Annotated in this window: 19 protein-coding genes and 1 riboswitch; of the genes, 6 read left to right on the forward strand and 13 right to left on the reverse strand. The window is 40.5% G+C overall.

Annotated elements, in window-relative coordinates:
- Positions 1-3: 3 nt before the first annotated feature.
- The 3 genes from KTI78_RS13620 to KTI78_RS13630 are packed head-to-tail and all read right to left on the reverse strand — an operon-like array spanning position 4 to position 3,658.
- A complete protein-coding gene (locus KTI78_RS13620; RefSeq protein WP_262446401.1) occupies positions 4-1,419 on the reverse strand; it encodes a sigma-54-dependent transcriptional regulator in 1,416 nt (471 codons plus the stop codon).
- 24 nt (positions 1,420-1,443) lie between these two features.
- Positions 1,444-3,012 carry a sensor histidine kinase gene (locus KTI78_RS13625; protein WP_262446402.1) on the reverse strand — a complete coding sequence of 523 codons (1,569 nt, stop codon included), beginning with the start codon at positions 3,010-3,012 and terminating at the stop codon, positions 1,444-1,446.
- 10 nt (positions 3,013-3,022) lie between these two features.
- Positions 3,023-3,658, reverse strand: a complete 636-nt coding sequence (locus tag KTI78_RS13630; protein WP_002121174.1) for a response regulator — start codon at positions 3,656-3,658, stop codon at positions 3,023-3,025.
- Positions 3,659-3,870: 212 nt separating this feature from the next.
- On the opposite strand from KTI78_RS13630, the gene pbpG reads away from it, so the two are divergent.
- Positions 3,871-4,917, forward strand: a complete 1,047-nt coding sequence (pbpG, locus tag KTI78_RS13635) for a D-alanyl-D-alanine endopeptidase PBP7/8 (RefSeq protein WP_155237659.1) — start codon at positions 3,871-3,873, stop codon at positions 4,915-4,917.
- Between the two features lie 106 nt (positions 4,918-5,023).
- On the opposite strand, the gene thrC is transcribed toward pbpG, so the two are convergent.
- The 4 genes from thrC to xerD all read right to left on the reverse strand — a co-directional run bounded on the left by thrC (position 5,024) and on the right by xerD (position 9,643).
- Positions 5,024-6,163, reverse strand: coding sequence for a threonine synthase (gene thrC, locus KTI78_RS13640; protein WP_262446404.1), 1,140 nt, complete (start codon positions 6,161-6,163; stop codon positions 5,024-5,026).
- Between the two features lie 54 nt (positions 6,164-6,217).
- On the reverse strand, positions 6,218-7,519 hold the full coding sequence (locus KTI78_RS13645; RefSeq protein ID WP_016142448.1) for a homoserine dehydrogenase: 1,302 nt from the start codon (positions 7,517-7,519) through the stop codon (positions 6,218-6,220).
- Positions 7,520-7,763: 244 nt separating this feature from the next.
- The gene (locus tag KTI78_RS13650) at positions 7,764-8,576 is read right to left on the reverse strand and encodes a DsbC family protein (protein ID WP_262446405.1); all 813 of its coding nucleotides are present in this window, start codon (positions 8,574-8,576) and stop codon (positions 7,764-7,766) included.
- Positions 8,577-8,722: 146 nt separating this feature from the next.
- Positions 8,723-9,643, reverse strand: coding sequence for a site-specific tyrosine recombinase XerD (gene xerD / locus KTI78_RS13655; protein ID WP_004795152.1), 921 nt, complete (start codon positions 9,641-9,643; stop codon positions 8,723-8,725).
- 143 nt (positions 9,644-9,786) lie between these two features.
- Between xerD and KTI78_RS13660 the strand changes: the two genes are divergently transcribed.
- The 5 genes from KTI78_RS13660 to ftsW all read left to right on the forward strand — a co-directional run bounded on the left by KTI78_RS13660 (position 9,787) and on the right by ftsW (position 14,900).
- Positions 9,787-10,050 carry a ferrous iron transport protein A gene (locus KTI78_RS13660; protein WP_001991212.1) on the forward strand — a complete coding sequence of 88 codons (264 nt, stop codon included), beginning with the start codon at positions 9,787-9,789 and terminating at the stop codon, positions 10,048-10,050.
- Positions 10,047-11,900, forward strand: coding sequence for a ferrous iron transporter B (locus tag KTI78_RS13665; protein ID WP_224993542.1), 1,854 nt, complete (start codon positions 10,047-10,049; stop codon positions 11,898-11,900). Before KTI78_RS13660 ends, KTI78_RS13665 begins: the two co-directional genes overlap by 4 nt.
- Before the next feature lie 20 nt (positions 11,901-11,920).
- Positions 11,921-12,172 carry a DUF6587 family protein gene (locus tag KTI78_RS13670; RefSeq protein WP_224993540.1) on the forward strand — a complete coding sequence of 84 codons (252 nt, stop codon included), beginning with the start codon at positions 11,921-11,923 and terminating at the stop codon, positions 12,170-12,172.
- 160 nt (positions 12,173-12,332) lie between these two features.
- Positions 12,333-13,679 (forward strand): UDP-N-acetylmuramoyl-L-alanine--D-glutamate ligase, encoded by a 1,347-nt coding sequence (murD, locus tag KTI78_RS13675; protein WP_224993538.1) that lies wholly within the window; start codon positions 12,333-12,335, stop codon positions 13,677-13,679.
- 24 nt (positions 13,680-13,703) lie between these two features.
- Positions 13,704-14,900: a putative lipid II flippase FtsW gene (gene ftsW, locus KTI78_RS13680; protein ID WP_016142441.1), complete on the forward strand. Its 1,197-nt coding sequence runs from the start codon at positions 13,704-13,706 to the stop codon at positions 14,898-14,900.
- Positions 14,901-14,954: 54 nt separating this feature from the next.
- Here the strand turns inward: ftsW and gluQRS are convergent, their stop codons facing one another.
- From gluQRS to KTI78_RS13710, 6 genes are all read right to left on the reverse strand, one after another.
- Positions 14,955-15,851: a tRNA glutamyl-Q(34) synthetase GluQRS gene (gene gluQRS, locus KTI78_RS13685; RefSeq protein WP_262446406.1), complete on the reverse strand. Its 897-nt coding sequence runs from the start codon at positions 15,849-15,851 to the stop codon at positions 14,955-14,957.
- Position 15,852: 1 nt separating this feature from the next.
- Positions 15,853-16,389: an RNA polymerase-binding protein DksA gene (gene dksA, locus KTI78_RS13690; RefSeq protein ID WP_002121205.1), complete on the reverse strand. Its 537-nt coding sequence runs from the start codon at positions 16,387-16,389 to the stop codon at positions 15,853-15,855.
- Between the two features lie 211 nt (positions 16,390-16,600).
- Positions 16,601-17,413 carry a 3',5'-cyclic-AMP phosphodiesterase gene (gene cpdA / locus KTI78_RS13695; RefSeq protein WP_016142439.1) on the reverse strand — a complete coding sequence of 271 codons (813 nt, stop codon included), beginning with the start codon at positions 17,411-17,413 and terminating at the stop codon, positions 16,601-16,603.
- Positions 17,410-18,045 (reverse strand): NUDIX domain-containing protein, encoded by a 636-nt coding sequence (locus KTI78_RS13700; RefSeq protein ID WP_262446407.1) that lies wholly within the window; start codon positions 18,043-18,045, stop codon positions 17,410-17,412. Before KTI78_RS13700 ends, cpdA begins: the two co-directional genes overlap by 4 nt.
- 75 nt (positions 18,046-18,120) lie before the next feature.
- Positions 18,121-19,998, reverse strand: coding sequence for a phosphomethylpyrimidine synthase ThiC (gene thiC, locus KTI78_RS13705; protein WP_016142437.1), 1,878 nt, complete (start codon positions 19,996-19,998; stop codon positions 18,121-18,123).
- Between the two features lie 89 nt (positions 19,999-20,087).
- Positions 20,088-20,222: riboswitch (TPP riboswitch) on the reverse strand.
- A gap of 34 nt (positions 20,223-20,256) precedes the next feature.
- Positions 20,257-21,342 carry a hypothetical protein gene (locus tag KTI78_RS13710; protein ID WP_262446408.1) on the reverse strand — a complete coding sequence of 362 codons (1,086 nt, stop codon included), beginning with the start codon at positions 21,340-21,342 and terminating at the stop codon, positions 20,257-20,259.
- Positions 21,343-21,410: the final 68 nt, after the last annotated feature.

The raw sequence follows: 21,410 nt of genomic DNA on the forward strand, positions 1-21,410 counted from the left end.
CTTTTATACTTCCTCTCCCATTTCGGTATCTAAGCCAAACTTTTTGAGTCGGTAGCGCAAAGAGCGGAAAGTCATTCCTAACTTTTTAGCCGCCAAAGTTCGATTCCAATGCGTCATGTTTAGCGCATTCAATAAAATATCTTTTTCGATATTTTCTAAATAACGTTCTAAACCTTCTATTGGAAATTTTGGATGAGTCGTCTGAACAGTCGATGTTTGATCTAGTTGTTGCATTACGATTTGCGGACTCACACTACTGCCTCTAAGAGGAGGTGCTAAGTGTGTCAAATCAATGCACTCATCATCACTTAAAGTAATAGCTCGTTCCATCATATTTCTTAATTCACGAACATTACCCGGGAAGTCTTGCTGCAATAAGTAGGTTTCAGCACTCGCCGTTAATTGTTTGCTTGGAATTTCCCATTCCGTACAAACCTTTTGAATAAAATGAGTGGCCAAGAGCAGAATGTCTCCACCACGTTCACGTAATGGCGGCAACATAATATCCATAACATGGATACGGAAGAATAAGTCCTGCCGGAATTTACCTTGTTGAACCAATAAATCCAAGTCTTGATGGCTGGCGCTAATCACTCGAAAATCAACATCAATTTCCTGATCGGAACCTACAGGACGTATCTTTTTCTCTTGCACAGCCCGCAGCAATTTAACCTGCATAGTTAACGGCAATTCGGCAATTTCATCTAAAAATAAACTGCCGCCGTGTGCCGATAAAATCAGTCCTTGTTTGTCTTGAGTCGCACCAGTAAAACTACCTTTTTTATGCCCGAAAAGTTCACTTTCCATGAGCTCGGTTGGGATAGCTCCACAGTTAATCGCAATAAACGGACCTTCGCTGCGATTACTCAAGCGGTGAATAAGATTAGCAACCACCTCTTTACCTGTACCAGACTCACCTGTAACAAACACAGGAGCTTGGGAGCGGGCTATTTTTTTTATAGCTGTCCGTAAGTTTTCTATAGGGGGTGAACGCCCGATTAGTAGGTCATTTTCTAAAGTTGTTTCACTAAACTCATGCTCTGGTTTTGGTTGGTTAAGCGCTTTTTTTAATAGCTGATCTAAATGAATTTGGTTAATCGGTTTACTAACAAAATCAAAAGCTCCCGCTTTTAATGCAGCAATTGCAATATCCATATTGCCGTATGCGGTTAAAACTGCGATGGGTGTGTGCGGGTAAGTTTGAGAAACATGTTTAACCAATTCTAATCCACTACCGTCGGGTAGATTTAAATCGGTCAAGCATGCATCGTAATGAAACTGAGTAAAGAGTTGTTTGGCCTGTTCAACCCGATAAGCAAGATGTGTCTTAATCCCCATTCGTGCAAGAGTCATTTGCATTAAAAGGCACAAATCTTCCTCATCGTCTACAAGCAAAACGAGTGGTTGCTGTTCTGCCATTTCCCCAAAAACCTAATAAAAAAATCAATATATTATTGGGCACGCTATTCGGAAGCATGCCCCTTGTTTTTGCTCTATATAAGTGAGCTTTGCATGGTTTGCCTCACAAAAACTATGAGACAAATATAATCCTAAACCAGTTCCATTAATTTCGGTACTAAAAAATGGTTTAAATAATTGAGATATATCACGTTTTGAAACCCCTTCACCGTAATCGATCACATCAATATAAATTTTATTTGTCTGTGAATGAATATTGATCAAGATATGTGGTGAGTCGGGTGCATTATGTCGTAAAGCATTCCTAACAAGATTAATCAGCACTTGTCTGAGCTGTTTTTCATCAAATAAGAGTTTTAAGGATGAGTCAGAAATTTTAAGCTGGATGGTATGTTTAATATCAGATAAATCTTCATCTAATAACGTTTTTATGAAGTCGTTTAATTTAATCTGGATTGGGTAGGTTCTTTCACCACGGGCAAGTCCTAATGTATCTTGAACAATACTATCGATGCGTTTGGTTTGCTTGCCAATCATATTGCGTAAAGTATTTTGCTGTTCAATATCACTATCTTTAAGCAGTTCATTTGCTTGCACAATTGCTGCAAGAGGATTACGGATTTCATGTGCAATACTTGCTGAGAGTTGCCCTAAAGCGGCAAGTTTGAGTTGTTGAGCTTGCTGATTAATCTGCTGTGCATCTTGTAAGATAAGTAGCGTCAATGCTTGTTGTGGTACTAAAAGATGCTGCACTTTAATATTAATAGAGTAGGCCGAAAGCCGAGACTCAAAAATAAACCGATCACCTTCTTTTAGGTTATCAAACTTAAGAATTTCAAATAAGTCAGCATGCCATTTAGCTAGGGGGTGTTTTTCACTGGCAAATTGAGGTGGAATCCCTAAAAGTGAACATGCTGCTGGGTTACTTAAAACGATGTCGTAGTTTTCATCTAGAACTAAATAACCTTCTTCAATTTGTTCCAAAATATAGCGGTTAATATTTTGTAGTTGATAGAGTTCTATTGATTGGTGGAAAGTCAGTGCTTCAAGTAGTTTAAAGCGTTGTACCGCAATTTGCCCAATACCATGCACCACAAAAAATAAGAAGGCTAATAAGGCACTATTACCAATCGTATTTAGATTATTGTAGTCAAATAAACTACCAACAAAACGTTGGTAAATCACGGCAATGACAGCAAGTAATGTAATGAGTAAAGACATTCTTGCGCTGAGTAAAATTGCCGAGGTAAATATAGCAATAACATACAGCAAGCTGAGTTGTAGATTTGGTTCGCCTACAGAAAATGTAAGTAAACTCAGGCAGATAATATCAACTACAAAAAATAAAATAAGCTGCTTGGTTGCCTGAGTTGCAACAAACTTAAAACACAAAAGCTGAAGAAGGCTTAATATTGAATAGCCGAGTAGTGTGTAAGAATATAAAGCGGGTTGTTGTAGACTAGTGTCGATTTGAGCATCGGTTAAAACCAAAATAATATTCAGGCTAACCGCAATAATAAGGCGATATAAACCATACCACGTGCCCAAACGAAAAATCGTATGGGACAAGGATGAGTTTATGGGAAATTGCATGTATGTCTGATTAAGGTTTGATCAGACCGTAACGAATCGCAAGGTGAGTTAATTTAACATCACTATCAATGGCTAGCTTTTCAAAAATACGGTAACGGTAAGTGTTTACTGTTTTGACACTTACAAAAAGTTTGTCAGCAATTTCTTGAGCGCTAATACAATTTACAACCATCATTGCAACTTGCATTTCTCGTTCAGAGAGAGAATCGAAAGGTGATTGCTGTGTATCGGATAAATATGAGCTCGCTAACTGCTCAGCAATATCGGCACTAAAGTATTTGCCACCTTGCATCACTTTATTAATTGCGCGAACCATTTCTGTAATTGGAGCACCTTTGGTGATGTAGCCTTTCGCTCCTGCTTTAAGCAAAAGAGAAGGGTAAGGTTCTTCTGCTAAACCACTGACTGCAATCACTTTTGTATCTGGTGCAGTTTGCAGTAAACGGCGAGTTGTTTCTACGCCCCCGATGCCAGGCATATTGACATCAAGTAGCACAACTTGAGGATGTTTCTGACGAACAATAGCAATTGCTTCTTCACCCGATTCGGCTTGTCCAATGACCTCTACATCGGCATGATCTTCTAACATACGGCAAATGCCCGTACGTACAAGTTCATGGTCATCCACAACTAAAACTGTAATCAAGAAGACCTCCTTTCTTTCAAAAAACAAGTTTTTTGTTACATAAAGCAAAATTAGCTTGCAATGGAATGACAAAATTAGCAATCCTATTCTTATATAGTGAGCGAATAGTTGTGCACAATTGTGTCGGTAAAAGCGTTATACCTTATACCTCAAATGTAAGGCATAATTATAGTAAGCGCAAATGTGTATCACCCTGAGTCGAGTATTGTGCCGTGAAAAATTCTAAAAAGTCTTTAATGCATGTGCTAAGCATGTCTATTTTGCTTGGTTTGAGTTCAACAAGCTTTGCAGAACTCGTCAATAACCCGTCCTCAGGGAGTAGTGGTACTGCAAGCTTAAATTGGTCTTCAGCCGATGCTAGCCAATTTTTAAATGATGAAGATGATGAACCTACTCCGCAAGGTTCAACATCGGTAACCACAACATTGCGTGGTGGTAGTGCACCGAAAATTGTAGCATCTGCACCGAAGATTGCTCCAATCCGTGATACGACAGGTTACAATGCCCAGCCGAGTGTAAGCGCTCGAGCTGCACTTGTGATGGACGCGCAAACTGGTGAAGTGCTCTACAGTAAAAATACGAATGCTTCAGTGCCAATTGCATCTATTACTAAATTGATGACAGCAGTTGTAACGGCAGATGCTCGTTTAAACATGTCAGAAGAAATTACACTTGAGCAAATTGATTTTGCTGGTGCAAACGGTAAAAACTCAAGTTCAACACTCCGTGTTGGTGACAAGATGAACCGTGCAGAAGTTCTTCTATTTGCTCTAATGAAATCTGAAAACCCAGCAGCGGCAGCTTTAGCACGTACTTATCCGGGTGGTCGTCCAGCATTCGTAGCTGCAATGAACTCTAAAGCACGTGCTTTAGGCATGAACGCAACTCACTACTATGAGTCAACTGGTTTAGATCCGCGTAATGTATCTTCTGCGCGTGACTTAGGGATTTTGGCAAGTACAGCTTCTCAATATGGTTTGATCCGTCAATTCTCAACTACACCGACTTATGACTTTAACTTGGGTTATCGTGTGTTGAAATCTAACAATACTAATGCGCTAGTGCGTAATGGTGGTTGGAATATCAACTTGTCTAAAACTGGTTATATTAATGAAGCAGGTCGCTGTGTTGTGATGCATACCACTGTAAATTCACGTCCGGCAGTGATTGTATTACTGGGTGAACCAAGTACACAGGCACGTAATAACGATGCAACTAACTTGCTTGGCTGGTTGAGCAATTTACCAAAACGTATTTAATTTAAATATTCAAGAAAACGCTTCTATCAAGAAGCGTTTTTTTATGGCTATAAAAAAGACATAAAAAAACGGCTGTGTTGAACAGCCGTTTTTGAAAAATCAGATCTTACATATTAGATAAAATCGAATCTTTTACTTGATCCATTGTTGCATCAATTGACAACATAACTGCATCAGCACATTGTTTGATTGCAGTATCAGGATCTTTCAAGCCATTACCTGTTACTGTACATACAATGACAGAACCTTCGGTAATCTTACCAGCTTTAATATCGCGAATCGCACCACCAATAGAAGCAGCAGATGCAGGCTCAACAAATACGCCTTCATACATAGAAAGTAAGCGTTGAGCTTCTAAAATTTCGCTGTCTTGAAGTTCATCAAACCAGCCCTTAGAGTCGCGTACTACAGCTTTTGCATGGTTCCAGCTTTGTGGGTTACCAATACGGATTGCAGTTGCAACAGTTTCAGGGTTCTCAACTGGAGCACCACGTAAGAATGGAGCAGCACCAGAAGCTTGATAACCTACCATTGTTGGTAAACCTTCAGGTTTTGGACCAGTGAATTGATCAGTAGAAGCATCGTAAACAACTTGTTCAAACTGATCAGCAGGTTGGTTTGCCACTGCTTCGGTATAACCCATCCAGTGAGCTGTAATGTTGCCTGCGTTACCTACAGGTAAGCAGTGATAATCAGGTGCACGGCCTAGAGCTTCAACGATTTCATAAGCAATGGTTTTTTGACCTTGCAAACGGTAAGGGTTGATTGAGTTTACAATCGTTACAGGCGCTTGGTCAGCGACTTCTTTTACAAGACGCATACCATCATCGAAGTTGCCACGAATTTGCATCGTGATCGCACCATACATCATCGCTTGTGCCATTTTACCCATCGCAATTTTGCCTTCTGGAATCAAAACAAATGCTTTGATACCTGCACGTGCAGCATAGGCAGCAGCAGCAGCAGAAGTGTTACCAGTAGAGGCACAGATAATCGCTTTAGAGCCTTCTTCAACCGCTTTGGTTACAGCCATGGTCATACCACGGTCTTTAAATGAACCAGTTGGGTTTAAACCCTCATATTTCACATAAATTTCAACATCTTTGCCAATAATGCGTGGAATATTCTCAAGTTTAATGAGTGGGGTGTTGCCTTCACCCAAAGAGATAGCACGAGTAGTTGCCGAAACTGGCAAACGGTCACGATAACGATCTACAAGACCAGTATAACGATTGGCATTAGACATGATGGTGTTCCAATTAGAGGTGAAGCGGGAGAGGGAATCTTTCCCTCAACCTGATTAACTATCGAGCGATTCTAAACGAATTCTTACGATTTCGCCACGAATTGCAGGTAATGCTTGGATTTGTGCAAGAGCATCATCCATTTTAGATTCAACGATTGGATCGGTCAGAATCACGATTGGAATAAGGTCTTTTAAACGAGATTGTTGCATGATCGCATCAATACTAATTCCAGCGCGACTTAAGATGGTCGTCACATCTGCAAGTACGCCAGTTTGGTCTTCTGCATTTAAGCGGATGTAATAACCTGTAGTCATTTCTTCACGGCTTAAAATTGGCACGTTTGTTAATGCTTCAAAAGCCAACTGAGGAATTGTTCCTGCACCATCTTCGGTATAAGAGATGTCACGAACAATATCAATAACGTCGGCAACAACCGCAGAAGCTGTTGGACCTGCACCTGCACCCGCGCCGTAATAGAGTGTTGGACCTACGGCATTGGCTTGAACTAAAACAGCATTTTTAACGCCGTTTACATTCGCAATAAGTTGTTCATCTGGAATAAGTGTTGGGTGAACACGTAACTCAATACCTTTTTCAGCACGACGTGCAATACCAAGATGTTTAATGCGGAAACCAAGATCTTCGGCATATTTCACATCTTGGGCAGTGATTTTGCTGATACCTTCGGTATAAACCTTATCAAACTGAAGAGGAATACCAAACGCACAAGACGCTAAAATTGTAAGTTTATGCGCAGCATCAATACCTTCAACGTCAAAAGTTGGGTCTGCTTCTGCATACCCGAGTTCTTGAGCTTCTTTTAATACATCATCAAATGCACGACCTTTCTCACGCATTTCAGTCAGAATAAAGTTACCTGTACCATTAATAATGCCAGCCAACCATTCGATATGGTTTGCAGCAAGGCCTTCACGAATCACTTTAATAATTGGAATACCGCCAGCAACCGCTGCTTCATAAGCAATTTGTACAGCATTGTCTTCGGCAGCTTTAAATAATTCATTGCCATGTTCAGCGAGTAAAGCTTTATTGGCAGTCACGACTTGTTTGCCGTGTTTGATCGCTTCCATGATAATTTCGTAAGCAGGGTGGATCCCACCCATGACTTCTACAACGACATCTACATCGGGTTGACGAACGATATCAAGTAAATCTGCGCTTTGTTTAATCCCTTCCAGTTCGAGATCTGGACGAGGGCGACGTGTTCCAACGTGGGTAATTTGAATTTCTCGACCGGTGCGACGTTTAATTTCAGCGGCATTTTCTTGTAGTAGTTTAAGGGCTCCTCCACCTACGGTTCCTAAACCGAGTATTGCCAGGCGAACTGGTTTCACGTCACACTCCATATCATCATTTAATCATTTAGTTGAAGCTAGATCATAGCTAAAAAAAACGCCAGACTCTAGCGCTTTTAGTGCTTGTTCAATGAATTAGATTGCGATGTTTGGAAAAGAAGAGTAGATCAGTCTTTAAACAGAGGTCGATTAAACATTAATTATTTAAAAAACAAAGCGCTGCAATAATAGCAGCGCTTTTCTTAATAGATAGATGATTAATCATTCATCAACTTAAAGGGGGTTATTTATCCAGACGTTTAATTAATTCATCCGGTGTTAGGTATCCACCTAAGTACTCACCATCCACATTGTAAATTGCCGGTGTTCCATTTACACCCATGTTTAAACCAAGTTGATATTGTTCTCGAACAGGGTTTTTACATTGTGCAGGCGGAATAGCAATGCCTTGTACGGCTTGGTTGAAGGCAGCTTTACGGTCTGTACTACACCATACCGCTTCCATGGTTGGCATAAATTGCTCACCACGTGGCCAAGCGATATAGCGTACTTCAATACCCTTTTCATTAATTTCAGGAATGTGCTCATGTAGTTTATGGCAATAAGGACAACTTGCATCGGTAAACACATAAATCACATGTTTAGCCTTACCTTTTGCAGGGTAGACGATGAGATCTTCATTTTTTAACGCAGCAAGATGCTTTTTATTTTCTGAAGCTTGAAGATTATCTCCAATATTATGAAGCTCTTTGCCTCCTAATCGGATGACATCACCCTGAATTAAATATTTTCCATCACTGGTGGTATAAATTGATGTCATCCCTTCGAGATTTACCCAATACAAATTAGGAACTTCTGTCGGTTTGATATCTAAAATTTTGGCGTTGATATTTGCATTCTTAAATTGTTTCTGCAAAGTTTCGATCAAACGCTGCTTATCATTACGTTCGATAATGGTTGAAGCTTCCCCAGTAGCAGGTGCAGTCGCTGTGAGCGCATCTTCTTTTTGTGGTTTGTTTTCTTTAGAACAAGCACTGAACAAAAGGCTAGATGCCAGAGCGCAGGCAAGAAAAATTTGAGAGCGGGTAAAAGACATAGATAACCCTTATTTCATCAGTATTTATAGTCAGAAGCTGCTAAGCATAACAAAAAATCTAATGTGTATTGTTAAAACTTTCTTAACCTTTGTGAACGAAATCAAACGATTGATATGAAATATTTACTTTGAGCTTCACAGCTTTATCATCCTCTAGGGTGATGTTTTTCATGTAATTGTTGCATTCGTACTTGTGCAACATGTGTATAGATTTGTGTTGTAGATAAATCGCTATGACCCAGTAACATTTGTACTACGCGTAAATCAGCGCCGTGATTGAGCAAGTGTGTCGCAAAGGCGTGACGTAAGGTGTGAGGTGAGAGTTCAGCTTGAATATTGGCTTGAAGCGCGTAGCGTTTAATAGCATACCAAAAGTTCTGCCGGCTCATAATTCCGCCATGTTGGGTCAAAAAAAGATAGTCAGTCGAGCTTTTGTAGAGCTGAGGCCGAGCATTACTCAAATAGCGTTCTACCCATTCACAAGCGAATTGTCCTAACGGAACCAAACGTTCTTTATTGCCTTTGCCTGTAACACGTAAATAGCCTTGTTTTAAATTAATAAGCTCTAATCGCAAGTTAAGTAATTCTGAAACACGTAAACCACAAGCGTAAAGGACTTCAAACATTGCGCGGTCACGTAAGCCAAGTGCTGTATTGATATCGGGTGCTTGAATCAGTGCTTCAACATCTTCTTCAGATAGATCTTTGGGTAAGGCTCGTCCAATTTTTGGAGAATGATGAGTTGCTACAGGATTATCGCTTCGTAATTTCTGTTCACGTAAAAATTTGTAAAACTGGCGTAGAGCAGATAAGCAGCGAGCAATCGAGCGGGGGCTTTTCCCGACTTTGGTCAACTCAATCAGAACATCAGCAATATCATCACTTGTCCACTCTGGAAGAGCTGATTTTTTATGAAGTTCACTGCATTGAATGAGGTCAGATAAATAAGCATTTCGTGTATGAGGACTCACTGTCTGTGCAACTAAATAGTCTCGAAAACCTTGTAAAAAGCTTAAATGTTCAGGAATTTGAACTGGGCTTGGAATACGCGGTTTTTTATTCAACATACACTAGATCCTCTAAACCTCTGTACTTTAAAAGAAACTTTAAGATTTGTCGATTAAACTGAATAAGAAGTGAAATTTAACCTTATTTGGTAATTATTCTCATTTATATGTATACTAGAAAAAAAGGTTTAGGATCGGATGCGGTGCGTTTATCAGCTTTAAAAGTGAAGCAAGCGGCGACCATCACCAAAGTGAATCGGATAGAAGTAGAGTCCGAGCAGCAAGATTTGGTCGCAATTCGTTTGGAAAGTCTGGGCTTTGTACCGGGCACACGAGTGGAAGTGATTACCAAGGGTGTTTTTGGTGGTGATCCGATCTTGATCCAAATTGGCTTTACTCGCTTCGCTTTACGTAAAGCAGAAGCGGAAAAAATTGAAATTCAAGTAGAAGAAGGAGTACCCGCATGAGTGATGCGTTACGTATTGCCCTTGTGGGAAACCCAAACTGTGGTAAAACCTCTCTCTTTAACCATTTAACTGGAACTCGACAAAAAGTTGCGAACTATGCGGGCGTAACGGTCGAGCGTAAGGTTGGTCATTTTCAGTTGCCTTCAGGTCGAGCAGTACGTGTACTCGATTTGCCAGGGACCTATAGTCTTAATGCGACCAGTCCTGATGAAGCCATTACCCGTGACGTTTGCTTGGGTAAAATTGCCGAAGAAGGTCAGCAAGATGCCTTTTTATGTGTAGTTGATGCCACTAACTTAAAATTGCATTTAGGCCTCGTGCTCGAAATGATCGAGCTAGGTCGTCCGATTTTACTAGTACTGAATATGATGGATGAAGCGCGTCGTCGTGGCATCCAAATTAATACTCAAAAGCTGTCCCAGCGTTTGGGCGTACCCGTTGTTGAAACAGTTGCTGTCCGTAATGCAGGTATTGAAAATTTATTACATGCCCTTGATCAAGAAAAATACAGTGTCCCACAAACTGAACTTAGTGGTTTAACTGGGACGCATCATCAAAAAATCGATATGATTTTTAAAGATGTGGTTCATTATGTTGATCAGGAAGATAAGCGTACTGATTTTCTAGATCGCATTTTCTTACATCCAGTTTTAGGCCTACTTAGCCTTGCTCTCATGATGTTTATTGTATTCCAAGCAGTTTTTGCTTGGGCAGCTCCATTCATGGATGGCATTGAAGGCTTCTTTGGTTGGCTAGGTGAAATCATAGGAAGTGTGATTACCCAGCCGCTACTGCATAGTTTGGTGGTTGACGGTATTATCGCGGGTGCTGGTGGTGTAGTGGTGTTCTTGCCACAAATTTTGATCTTATTCTTCTTCATTTTAGTATTAGAAGAATCAGGTTATTTACCTCGCGCAGCATTTTTGCTTGATAAATTAATGTTTCAAGCTGGTTTAAGCGGCCGTGCCTTCATTCCTTTACTTTCAAGCTTCGCCTGTGCAGTACCGGGAATTATGGCAACGCGTAGTATTAGTGACCCTCGTGATCGCTTTACGACCATTATGGTTGCGCCGTTAATGACCTGTTCAGCACGTTTACCTGTATATGCCTTGCTGATTGCTGCATTTATTCCAGAGAAAATGGTCTGGGGTATTTTCAACCTCCAAGGTCTGGTACTTTTCGGCCTGTATATGGCTGGTATTGTAAGTGCACTTTGTGTTTCATTTTTAATGAAATTCTTCCAAAAAGATAAGTCTCAACATGCTTTATTGCTAGAGCTGCCAAGTTATCGTTTCCCTGATTTAAAAAGTGTGGGAATCGGTTTGTTGGATCGTGCAAAGATCTTCTTGAAGCGTGTCGGTGGAATTATTTTTGCGCTCTCTATTTTGCTATGGTTTTTGTGTACTTTCCCACAACCACCAGAAGGAGCGACATTACCTGCTATAGATTATAGTTTTGCGGGTATGCTTGGGCATCTTATCCAGCCTTTATTTGCTCCAATTGGTTTTAACTGGCAAATCTGTATTGCGTTAATTCCAGCTATGGCAGCTCGTGAAGTTGTGGTGGCTGCCTTAGGTACGGTGTATGCATTATCTGCAACAAGTGATGATGCAGTGGCGCAAGGTTTGTCACACCTGATTAGTGCAGATGGAACAGGTTGGTCTTTGGCAACAGGTTTATCGCTTTTAGTGTGGTTCATTTATGCTCCACATTGTTTGGCAACATTAGCAACGGTACGCCGTGAAACAGGTTCATGGAAACATGTTGCAGCTATGACTGCATATCTGTTTGGTTTAGCTTATTTGGCATCGTTTGTTACCTATCAAATTGCTTCCCATTATTGGGGGTAAGGCAAGAAAGGAGGTTGTATATGGTTCAATATCTGATCATTGCGATATTAGTGATTTGGAGTGCTGTCGTTGTTTTTAAGAAAGTATTTCCAAAAACAGCAAATTCAGTATTTTCTTCACTCTCTATATTTTGCGAAAAGCAGGGTTGGACAACTTTGGCAAAATGGCTTAAACCAAAAATGACCTTTGGTTGTGCTGGTGGCTGTGGCTGTTCAAGTGAAGATAAACCTACCAATCCCGTTCAAGAAATTAAGCCGATTAAATGGCAGTAAATTCACTATTTCTTGTTTCGTTTAAAAAGCCATCATATTGATGGCTTTTTTACGCACTGACACAAAAAAAGATGAATAAAGTTCAAACTGAAAAAGCATTCAAAACAGCAAAGTGCTAACATTTTTGCCATTCTGTCGATTGATAAATTGTGGGGCAAAAATGTTAATACAACGTGGTGGGTTAAAAGTTGTCGCAGGCTTGGGAATCTCAGGCGTTTCGGCTGTAAATTTCCTGCATGAACAAGGCTACCAAGTTGCAGTAACAGACTCTCGCCCCACGCCGCCGGGGCATGATCAGATTCCGGCAGGAGTAAAGACAAGTTTTGGTCAACTTGATCAAGAATTATTATTACAAGCAGAAGAAATTATTTTAAGCCCAGGCCTTGCACCACAATTACCAGAAATTCAGGCAGCTATTGCTCAGGGGATATCGGTAGTAGGGGATATTCAATTATTACGCCGTGCAACTGATGTGCCTATTGTTGCGATCACTGGCTCTAATGCGAAAAGTACAGTAACGACCTTAATTGGCTTAATGGCTAAAGATGCAGGTAAGAAAGTTGCTGTGGGTGGCAATCTTGGACGCCCGGCTCTAGATTTATTAAAAGATCAACCTGAACTGCTTGTGCTTGAATTATCAAGTTTTCAGTTGGAAACCACATCTCATTTAAATGCTGAAGTTGCTGTGGTTCTGAATATGAGTGAAGACCACTTAGATCGCCACGGCAATATGTTAGGTTACCATCAAGCAAAACACCGTATTTTCCAAGGTGTTAAAAAAGTAGTATTTAACCGTGATGATGCTTTAAGCCGTCCTCTTGTTCCAGATACAACACCAATGCAAAGCTTTGGTTTAAATGCGCCTGATTTAAATCAATATGGTGTTTTAAGAGATGGTGATGGTTCGCTTTGGCTTGCGCGTGGTTTGCAGCGTTTAATTAAAAGCTCGGATTTATATATTCAAGGCATGCACAACGTAGCCAATGCTTTAGCTTGTTTAGCTTTAGGTGAAGCAATTGGTCTGCCTATGGAATCGATGCTTGAGACTTTAAAACAATTTAAAGGATTAGAGCACCGCTGTGAATATGTAAAGACTGTGCATGATGTACGCTATTACAATGACTCTAAAGGCACCAACGTGGGTGCTACGCTTGCAGCGATTGATGGTTTAGGCGCTGCAATTGAGGTTAAAAAAGGTAAGGTTGCCTTGATTTTAGGTGGACAAGGTAAAGGTCAAGATTTTGCTCCATTACGTTCTTCTATCGAAAAATATGCCAAAGTTGTGGTATTGATTGGTGAGGATGCACCTGTCATCGAACAGGCTATTCAAGGCGCAACTAAAATTTTACATGCAGCAACGCTTAAAGAAGCTGTAGAGCTGTGTCAACGTGAAACGCAAGCTGAAGATGTGGTGTTGTTATCACCAGCATGTGCAAGTTTTGATATGTTTAAAAGTTATAATGATCGTGGTCAGCAGTTTGTTGCCTGCGTCAATGCGTTGGTTTAAAGAAAACATGATTAGGAATGTAGTATGGCAGGCTTAGCTCAGACCACAATCCAGAAAATCAATCATTGGTATGAACGGATATTGCCTAAATGGCCAGCGGAAGTGACGCCACGTAATATCCTGATTTTCTGTGTCGTTGCATTATTGTGTATCGGTTCAGTGATGGTTGCATCTGCTTCGATGCCCTATGCTGAATATATGCATGAAAACCCGTTTCACTATGTGATTCGTCATGGTATTTCGATTGTCGCTGCGGGTGTGGTGGCTTATTTGACCTATCGGATATCACTTAATACGTGGTTTAAAAATACCTTTCCGCTGTGGCTATTAACCATGGTTCTGTTGCTTGCTGCTTTGGTGGTGGGTTCGGAAGTCAACGGTTCTACACGTTGGATTAAAATTGGTGGCTTTACCTTGCAGCCAACCGAAGTTGCCAAAGTCATGATGGCAATTTTTACCGCAGACTACGTTGTACGCCGTGCCAAAGAGGTTCGTACTCATTGGAAAGGCTTGCTACGTTTAAGTGGGGTAATGGCAATCACAGTCGGTTTGATTATTGCTGAGCCTGACTTAGGGGCAACGGTCGTTATTGTCATGATGATGGTCGGGGTGTTCTTTTTGGCTGGTGCGCCGCCAACACAGTTCTTAATCATGCTTGGTGCGATTGTCACAGGTATTGTGTTTTTGATCTTATTTGAACCCTACCGTTTCCAACGTTTGATTTCATTTACCGACCCATGGGCAGACCCGTTGGGCGTGGGGTATCAGTTATCAAACGCATTAATGGCTTTTGGTCGTGGTGAGTGGTTTGGTACAGGCTTAGGGCACAGTGTACAAAAACTGTCTTATTTACCTGAAGCACATACTGACTTTATGTTGGCAGTGCTAGGTGAAGAATTTGGCTTCGTGGGTATTTCGATTGTTATTGGCTTGTCTTTCTTGATGCTCGCATGCTGTATCAAAATCGGTCACCGTGCTTTGAAACATCATTACCTGCGTGCTGGCTATTTAGCTTACGGTATTAGCATTATTTTCTTGCTTCAGATTTTGGTAAATGCGGGCATGAATATGGGCTTGATGCCAACCAAAGGTTTGACTTTGCCATTCATTAGTTATGGTGGTACATCTTTAATGATGTGTGCTGCGATGATTAGCTTGATCTTAAAGATTGATGCTTCAACACAAGAAGTAAACCCAGAACGAGAAGAGTCAAACTTCTAATTGAGTATTTAGAACTTTAGAAAAGCCCGATTTGATATCGGGCTTTTTTATTATTTAGAGATATGTTCCGCTGAGCTCTTGTCCATGGGGTATTAAATCGACATTCCACTGCGCTACAGCCTGCCTTAGCATTACTCTAGGCTGATCTAAATCAACCTTAGGTTGACCTAAGGCTTGGATTGCTTTTTGGAGTAATTCAGGAGCTTTTGATAAATCGAGTGCTTGAGCAAGATTTTGTTTAGAGAGCTTTTGTCCTTGGTCATTCATGGCAAGGGGAAGGTGCATATAGCTCAATTTAGGATAACCTAGAAGCTGTCCCAGCCAGATCTGACGTTCAGTGTTATCTAGTAGATCTGCGCCTCGAACGACATGAGTAATACCCTGTAGATAATCATCTACGACGACAGCAAGTTGATAGTTAATAATCCCATCACGGCGCTTAAGGACGAAGTCCCCGAGATCCTGTTGTAGATTGGAGCAATGACGTCCTTGAAGCCGGTCATCGAAACAGATCTGCTGATCTTGAACTTTTACCCGTATCGCTTGACCTTGAAAATCAAGATTGAGATCACGGCAAGTACCCGCATAGATTGCATTTGAACCCAACATTTTACGCGTACATTGACATGCATAAATAAGACCTTCTGTCTTAAGTTGGTCTAATACGCTTTCATAAATGTCTAAACGGTTTTTTTGAAAGATGATTTCGGCATCGGGTTCAAACTGGAAGGCTTCCAGTGAGGTGAGAATATGCTCTTCACTACCGGGATAAATACGAGGGATATCTGTGTCTTCGACACGAACCAACCATTTGCCTTGATGGGCTTTTGCATCGCAATAGCTGGCAACGGCAGTAATGAGTGATCCAAAATGCAAAGGGCCGGTTGGCGAGGGCGCAAACCGGCCTGAGTATGAAAAGCTAGGCTTCTCTTGAGTAGCTACAGCGGTCATATTAACCGTTATTTTGCTTCTCTTTAATTTCTGCCAAAGTTTTGCAATCAATACATAAAGTTGCAGTTGGACGCGCTTCTAAACGACGTAAGCCGATTTCAATACCACAAGTTTCACAGAAACCGTAGTCTTCATTCTTAATTGCTTCCATAGATTGTTCGATTTTACGAATTAACTTACGTTCACGGTCACGTGTACGTAATTCAATTGCAAATTCTTCTTCTTGGGTAGCACGGTCGTTTACATCTGGCAGTGCAGTTGATTCGTCTTGCATCGTATTTAAAGTACGATCAACTTCAGACATTAATTCAGCTTTCCATGCTTGCAGAATTTGTCGGAAATGCTCGAGCTGTCCTTCAGACATGTACTCTTCATTTTTCTTAGGTTGATAAGGTGCAATACCAAATAAACTTGCAGTTGTGCCTATGTCAGAAGTTTTAGGTTTCACTTTACGTGCACGTTTTGCAGAAGCTTTGTCACCTTCCACTACAACTTCTGTATGTTCATCCAAAACTTGGTTGTGGTTGTCATTCGCCATAATAGGGCATTCCTCATCATACACGTATTATCTATACGCAAAAAATATGGTGATATGCAAGTGTTTTTATAGAAAACCATCGATGGGATTTTCCCATCGGGTCGTCATCATATAGATTTTTCCTGCAAGATGATAGTCATTCCGACCCGTAAATATTTTCAAAACGTGTTTACCCCAGTCATAATTATATATAAGCATATAAGAAATAGGGCTAATAGCCTGAAATATCAGTGTTTATATGTCCTTGAAAATTTTCAAGACGGAAGACTTCTGTTTCAAAACTACCGTCGTTTTTTAGACGAATGTAACGGTAGCCAGGAGCATTTTGATCTAAAGCAAAATCATTACTAAATGGTTTAAACTGAACACTTGTCGATGGAGTCGAGAAAAATTCGACCCCTTGCCAAATGTTTATGGAGTCCTGATGGACATGGCCACAGACTAATGCTTTTACATTTTTAAACGGCGTTAATGCTGTAAGCAAAGCATTAGAATTTTGTAGTTTGTGATGATCAATCCATTTCGATTTCATGGCAAAAGGATGGTGATGACAAGCTAGCAAAATCGGGTTGTCTGCAAACTCTTTGAGTAAAGCCGTTAAGTTCTCTAGCTGTTCTTCTGATAGATGCCCATCAATATGACCTTTTACCGCACTATTTAATAAAATAACGCGCCAGTTTCCTAAGCCAATCACCACCGGTTCCTGATGGTTCTCTTTATGCAATGGAAAATGGTCAACATTGTCATGATTACCTAAGGTCTGAAAAAAAGGTAGACCAAGCGTTTGCATATATTGAATATAGCGTTTGTAGGTAATAGGTGTTGGTGCCTGAGCCAGATCACCCGTATGGACGATAGCATCAATTTCAGGATGTTTATTTCGTATTTGCTGAATAATGGCATGAAAACTTTCTTCAGGATTCATACCCACAAATTCTAAATGTGGATACTCCAATAGGTGGGTATCGGTAATTTGTATAATGACATGGTCTTTTTGTGAAAGTGTTGAGACTTGAAAAGTCACCGTCCTACCTCGTCGGATTTTATTATCGTTGTGATGTGTTGAGATAACCATTGTAACGCCATAATGACAGGAGCATTTCTTAAACGTCCACTGTCGAGTAGGGGCTGGATGTCACTATAATTAAATAAATGGAGTTGAATATTTTCACCCTCATCATCTACGCCAAATATTCCACCTTCAGTGGGTAATTCAGTTTCGGCAGCATACAAATGAAAAAATTCGGAACACGCCCCGGCAGAGGGATAAAAACTAAATAGATGCTTTAAGTCCTGAATTTCACATCCAGACTCTTCGAGACTCTCTCGTCGAATACAAGTTTCGGGAGATTCGTCTCCATCTAATACGCCTGCAATTATTTCCAGCTGCCATGGAGATTGAGAGTCGTCTAAAGCCCCAACACGAAACTGTTCAATCAATGCAAACTGTTGCTTTTGATCGTTATAAAGTAGAACGCCAGCCGCTTCAGGCCGATGAACGAGTTCACGTTGCAATACATGAGTATATTTAGTTTGATTAAATAGACGATGTCGAAGGCTGACTTTTTCAACTTGAATAAAACCCCGGAATAGAGATTCACGTGATGTTACTTCGACATCTTTAGATGTATAACTTGGACGTTCAACAATACTCATGATTCGGTCAGGACGAAATCTATTTATTTCATCCTAACCGAGAATCATGGCTAGGCAAGTGTTTTTTTTGAATATTTACACTTTATGATACAGTTTTTGTCCTTGTTCTTGATAAACCTCTTTCATCGCTTTGAGGCCTTCTTCAACCTCTGAATCACTATTGGTGAGATTGTTGGCATAGTCACGGACATTCTGAGTGATTTTCATCGAACAGAACTTTGGACCACACATTGAGCAGAAGTGAGCAGATTTATGCGCCTCTTTTGGTAAGGTTTCATCGTGCATGCTACGTGCTGTATCAGGGTCCAGACTTAGGTTGAACTGATCATCCCAACGGAATTCAAAACGTGCTTTTGATAAGGCATTATCGCGTACCTGTGCACCCGGATGTCCTTTAGCAAGATCGGCAGCATGTGCCGCAAGCTTGTAGGTAATAATGCCGTCTTTAACATCTTTTTTGTTTGGTAAACCCAAATGCTCTTTTGGTGTCACATAACAAAGCATCGCTGTACCGTACCAGCCAATCATGGCAGCGCCAATTGCAGAGGTAATGTGGTCATAACCCGGAGCGATATCTGTCGTTAATGGTCCAAGTGTATAGAATGGTGCTTCTTTACACACTTCTAGCTGAAGGTCCATGTTTTCTTTAATCATGTGCATTGGTACATGACCAGGGCCTTCAATCATGACTTGAACATCGTGTTCCCATGCACGGTGAGTCAGTTCACCTAATGTTTTAAGTTCGCTGAACTGTGCTTCGTCATTTGCATCTTGAATACAGCCCGGACGTAAGCCATCACCTAAGCTAAATGAAACGTCATAGGCTTTCATGATTTCACAGATTTCATCGAAATGAGTGTATAGGAAGTTTTCTTCATGATGTGCTAGACACCACTGCGCCATGATGGAACCGCCACGCGACACAATACCTGTTAAACGGTTTGCGGTAAGTGGTACATAGCGAAGTAGTACACCTGCGTGAATTGTGAAGTAGTCAACGCCTTGTTCGGCTTGTTCAATCAGTGTGTCTTTAAAGATTTCCCAAGTCAGGTCTTCTGCAACACCATCAACTTTTTCAAGTGCTTGATAAATTGGTACAGTGCCGATTGGAACAGGTGAGTTACGAATAATCCATTCACGTGTTTCATGAATGTTTTTACCTGTCGATAAGTCCATAATGGTGTCGGCACCCCAACGGGTTGCCCAAGTCATTTTGGCAACTTCCTCATCAATTGAAGAGCCAAGCGCTGAGTTACCAATGTTGGCATTAATTTTAACCAAAAAGTTACGACCAATAATCATTGGTTCAAGTTCTGGATGGTTAATGTTGGCAGGAATGATCGCACGACCTTCAGCAACTTCTTGACGAACAAATTCAGGTGTAATTTCTTTTAAATTTTTTGCACCAAAGTTCTGTCCAGCATGCTGACGCATATCAACGCCTTCACGTTGGCGCTGATTTTCACGAATTGCAATATATTCCATTTCAGGTGTGATAATACCTTGCTTGGCATAGTGCATTTGAGTGACATTTTTGCCCGCTTTAGCACGGCGCGGATTTTGAATATGAGCAAAACGAATGTCAGCGGTGCGAATGTCTTTTAAACGTTCCTGACCAAATTTTGAGGTCAAGCCAGATAGTACGTCGGTATCGTTACGTTCTTCAATCCAGTTTTGGCGAACTGAAGGTAAACCTTTGTCTAAATCAATTTGAATATTTGGGTCGGTATAAACACCTGAAGTGTCATAAACCATAATAGGAGGATTATGTTCACCACCAAGACCGGTAGGGGTGTCGGTTAAAGAAATTTCTCGCATTGGAACCTGAATATCAGGGCGAGAGCCTTCAATATAAACTTTTTTAGAAGCGGGTAAGATGCGAGTTAAATCTTTAGCATCTTGTTCATGTTGTGCTGAAATTTCAGCAGAAGAGAGATTCGTTAACTGGTTCATCACATGATCCTTATGAATAACATCAACGAATCAAGCACGACCAAAAACGATGGCGGATTTATCTTTATGAGATAAATTTAAGGCTTTAAGTTTTCAGATGGCTTGATTCCTACGCAGGTCTTAACCTGATCAGGTTCAACGGTACTTGTGATCAAACTGGTGTTGCGATAACACGGAATTTACACAATCTCAGCGAGCTATTACTCGCGCTCCGTCAAGCGATTTAAAGACTAACATGTTTTAGGTTGGCTGGCATTGTCAATTTGTATCTATACAAACCGCATCCATATGGCAGTCACGATAGACTTCAGTGTTCCATGGCGAATCAAATTTCAATAACTGCTCAAGTTGTTCATGCGTAATCTGATAATTTGATTTTTTATCGCCATTCTTATCAGTTAAATCTATTTTAAATTGTTTATTGCGTTCCTCTACAGGCGTGGCAATAAACTTAAGAAACAGTTGAGCAGGTTTGGCTAAACTCGATTCATTTTGTGTAGAGAGAAACCGAATTTGCTGAAGCGCATCTTTATCAAACCATGTGTTCGGCGCATATTCATCTGACACAGGGGTGTTATCTAAGCCAAAGAAAATAAAATAGCGATATTCGTTAAAGAGTAATTTGGCATCACCAATAAAGTGGCTTTTTGGATACTTTTGAATAAATTTTTCCCAAAACAATGCACGTTCATTGAGCTCTTTCCAAGAAATAGCCAACGCACCGTCATTATAGAAAATATTTTGATTGTCTTTCGCCATACGAGTTAAGAACTCTTTTTGATCAACGGGTAAGGCTTTAGAAAAAATATCAACTAAATAGTTTGGCTGACGTCGATAGGTAAACATGCCTTCACCTTGATAAAGCAGCTCAATATAGGCTTGGCCTTCATGTTGAAGTAAATATTGATCACGCGGGCTCAGTTGAGCGAAGAGCTTTTTCTGAGTTTGGATGACCTTTTTAAGGTCTTGTTGTTTATGTTCTAAAACAGCATAGCCAAAAGCTTCAAACGCTCGGCCTGTTTTTTCAGTGTAGTCTTGTTTAAGAAAACGTTGATACATAGTTGTTGATGCATCAATTAGCTTAAGCTGTTCCTCATTTTTTAACGAAGGAATACAGATTTTAAGCTTTTCATTAATTTGATTTAAATCTTCTATTTTACTGTTCTGATTAATCGTGTGCATGGCTACCATAATTTGTAAGCAACCGCTGTCTTGTTTTTGAGAAGCCTTTTGTTCAGTTGGTTTTTGCTCTTTAGATATGACCTGATCTTGCTCTGATGTTTTACTACATCCAGCTAAAAGTAGTGCACTGCACATACTCATCAATAGAACTTTTTTCATCATTGTACTTTTATAAAAATTAATATTGCTCAAATTATAACGCTTAAAAAGATTGCATCATTGTTAGAAAT

It is taken from the genome of Acinetobacter sp. WU_MDCI_Abxe161 (genome assembly GCF_025514355.1).
Classification (GTDB): Bacteria; Pseudomonadota; Gammaproteobacteria; order Pseudomonadales; family Moraxellaceae; genus Acinetobacter; species Acinetobacter pittii_E.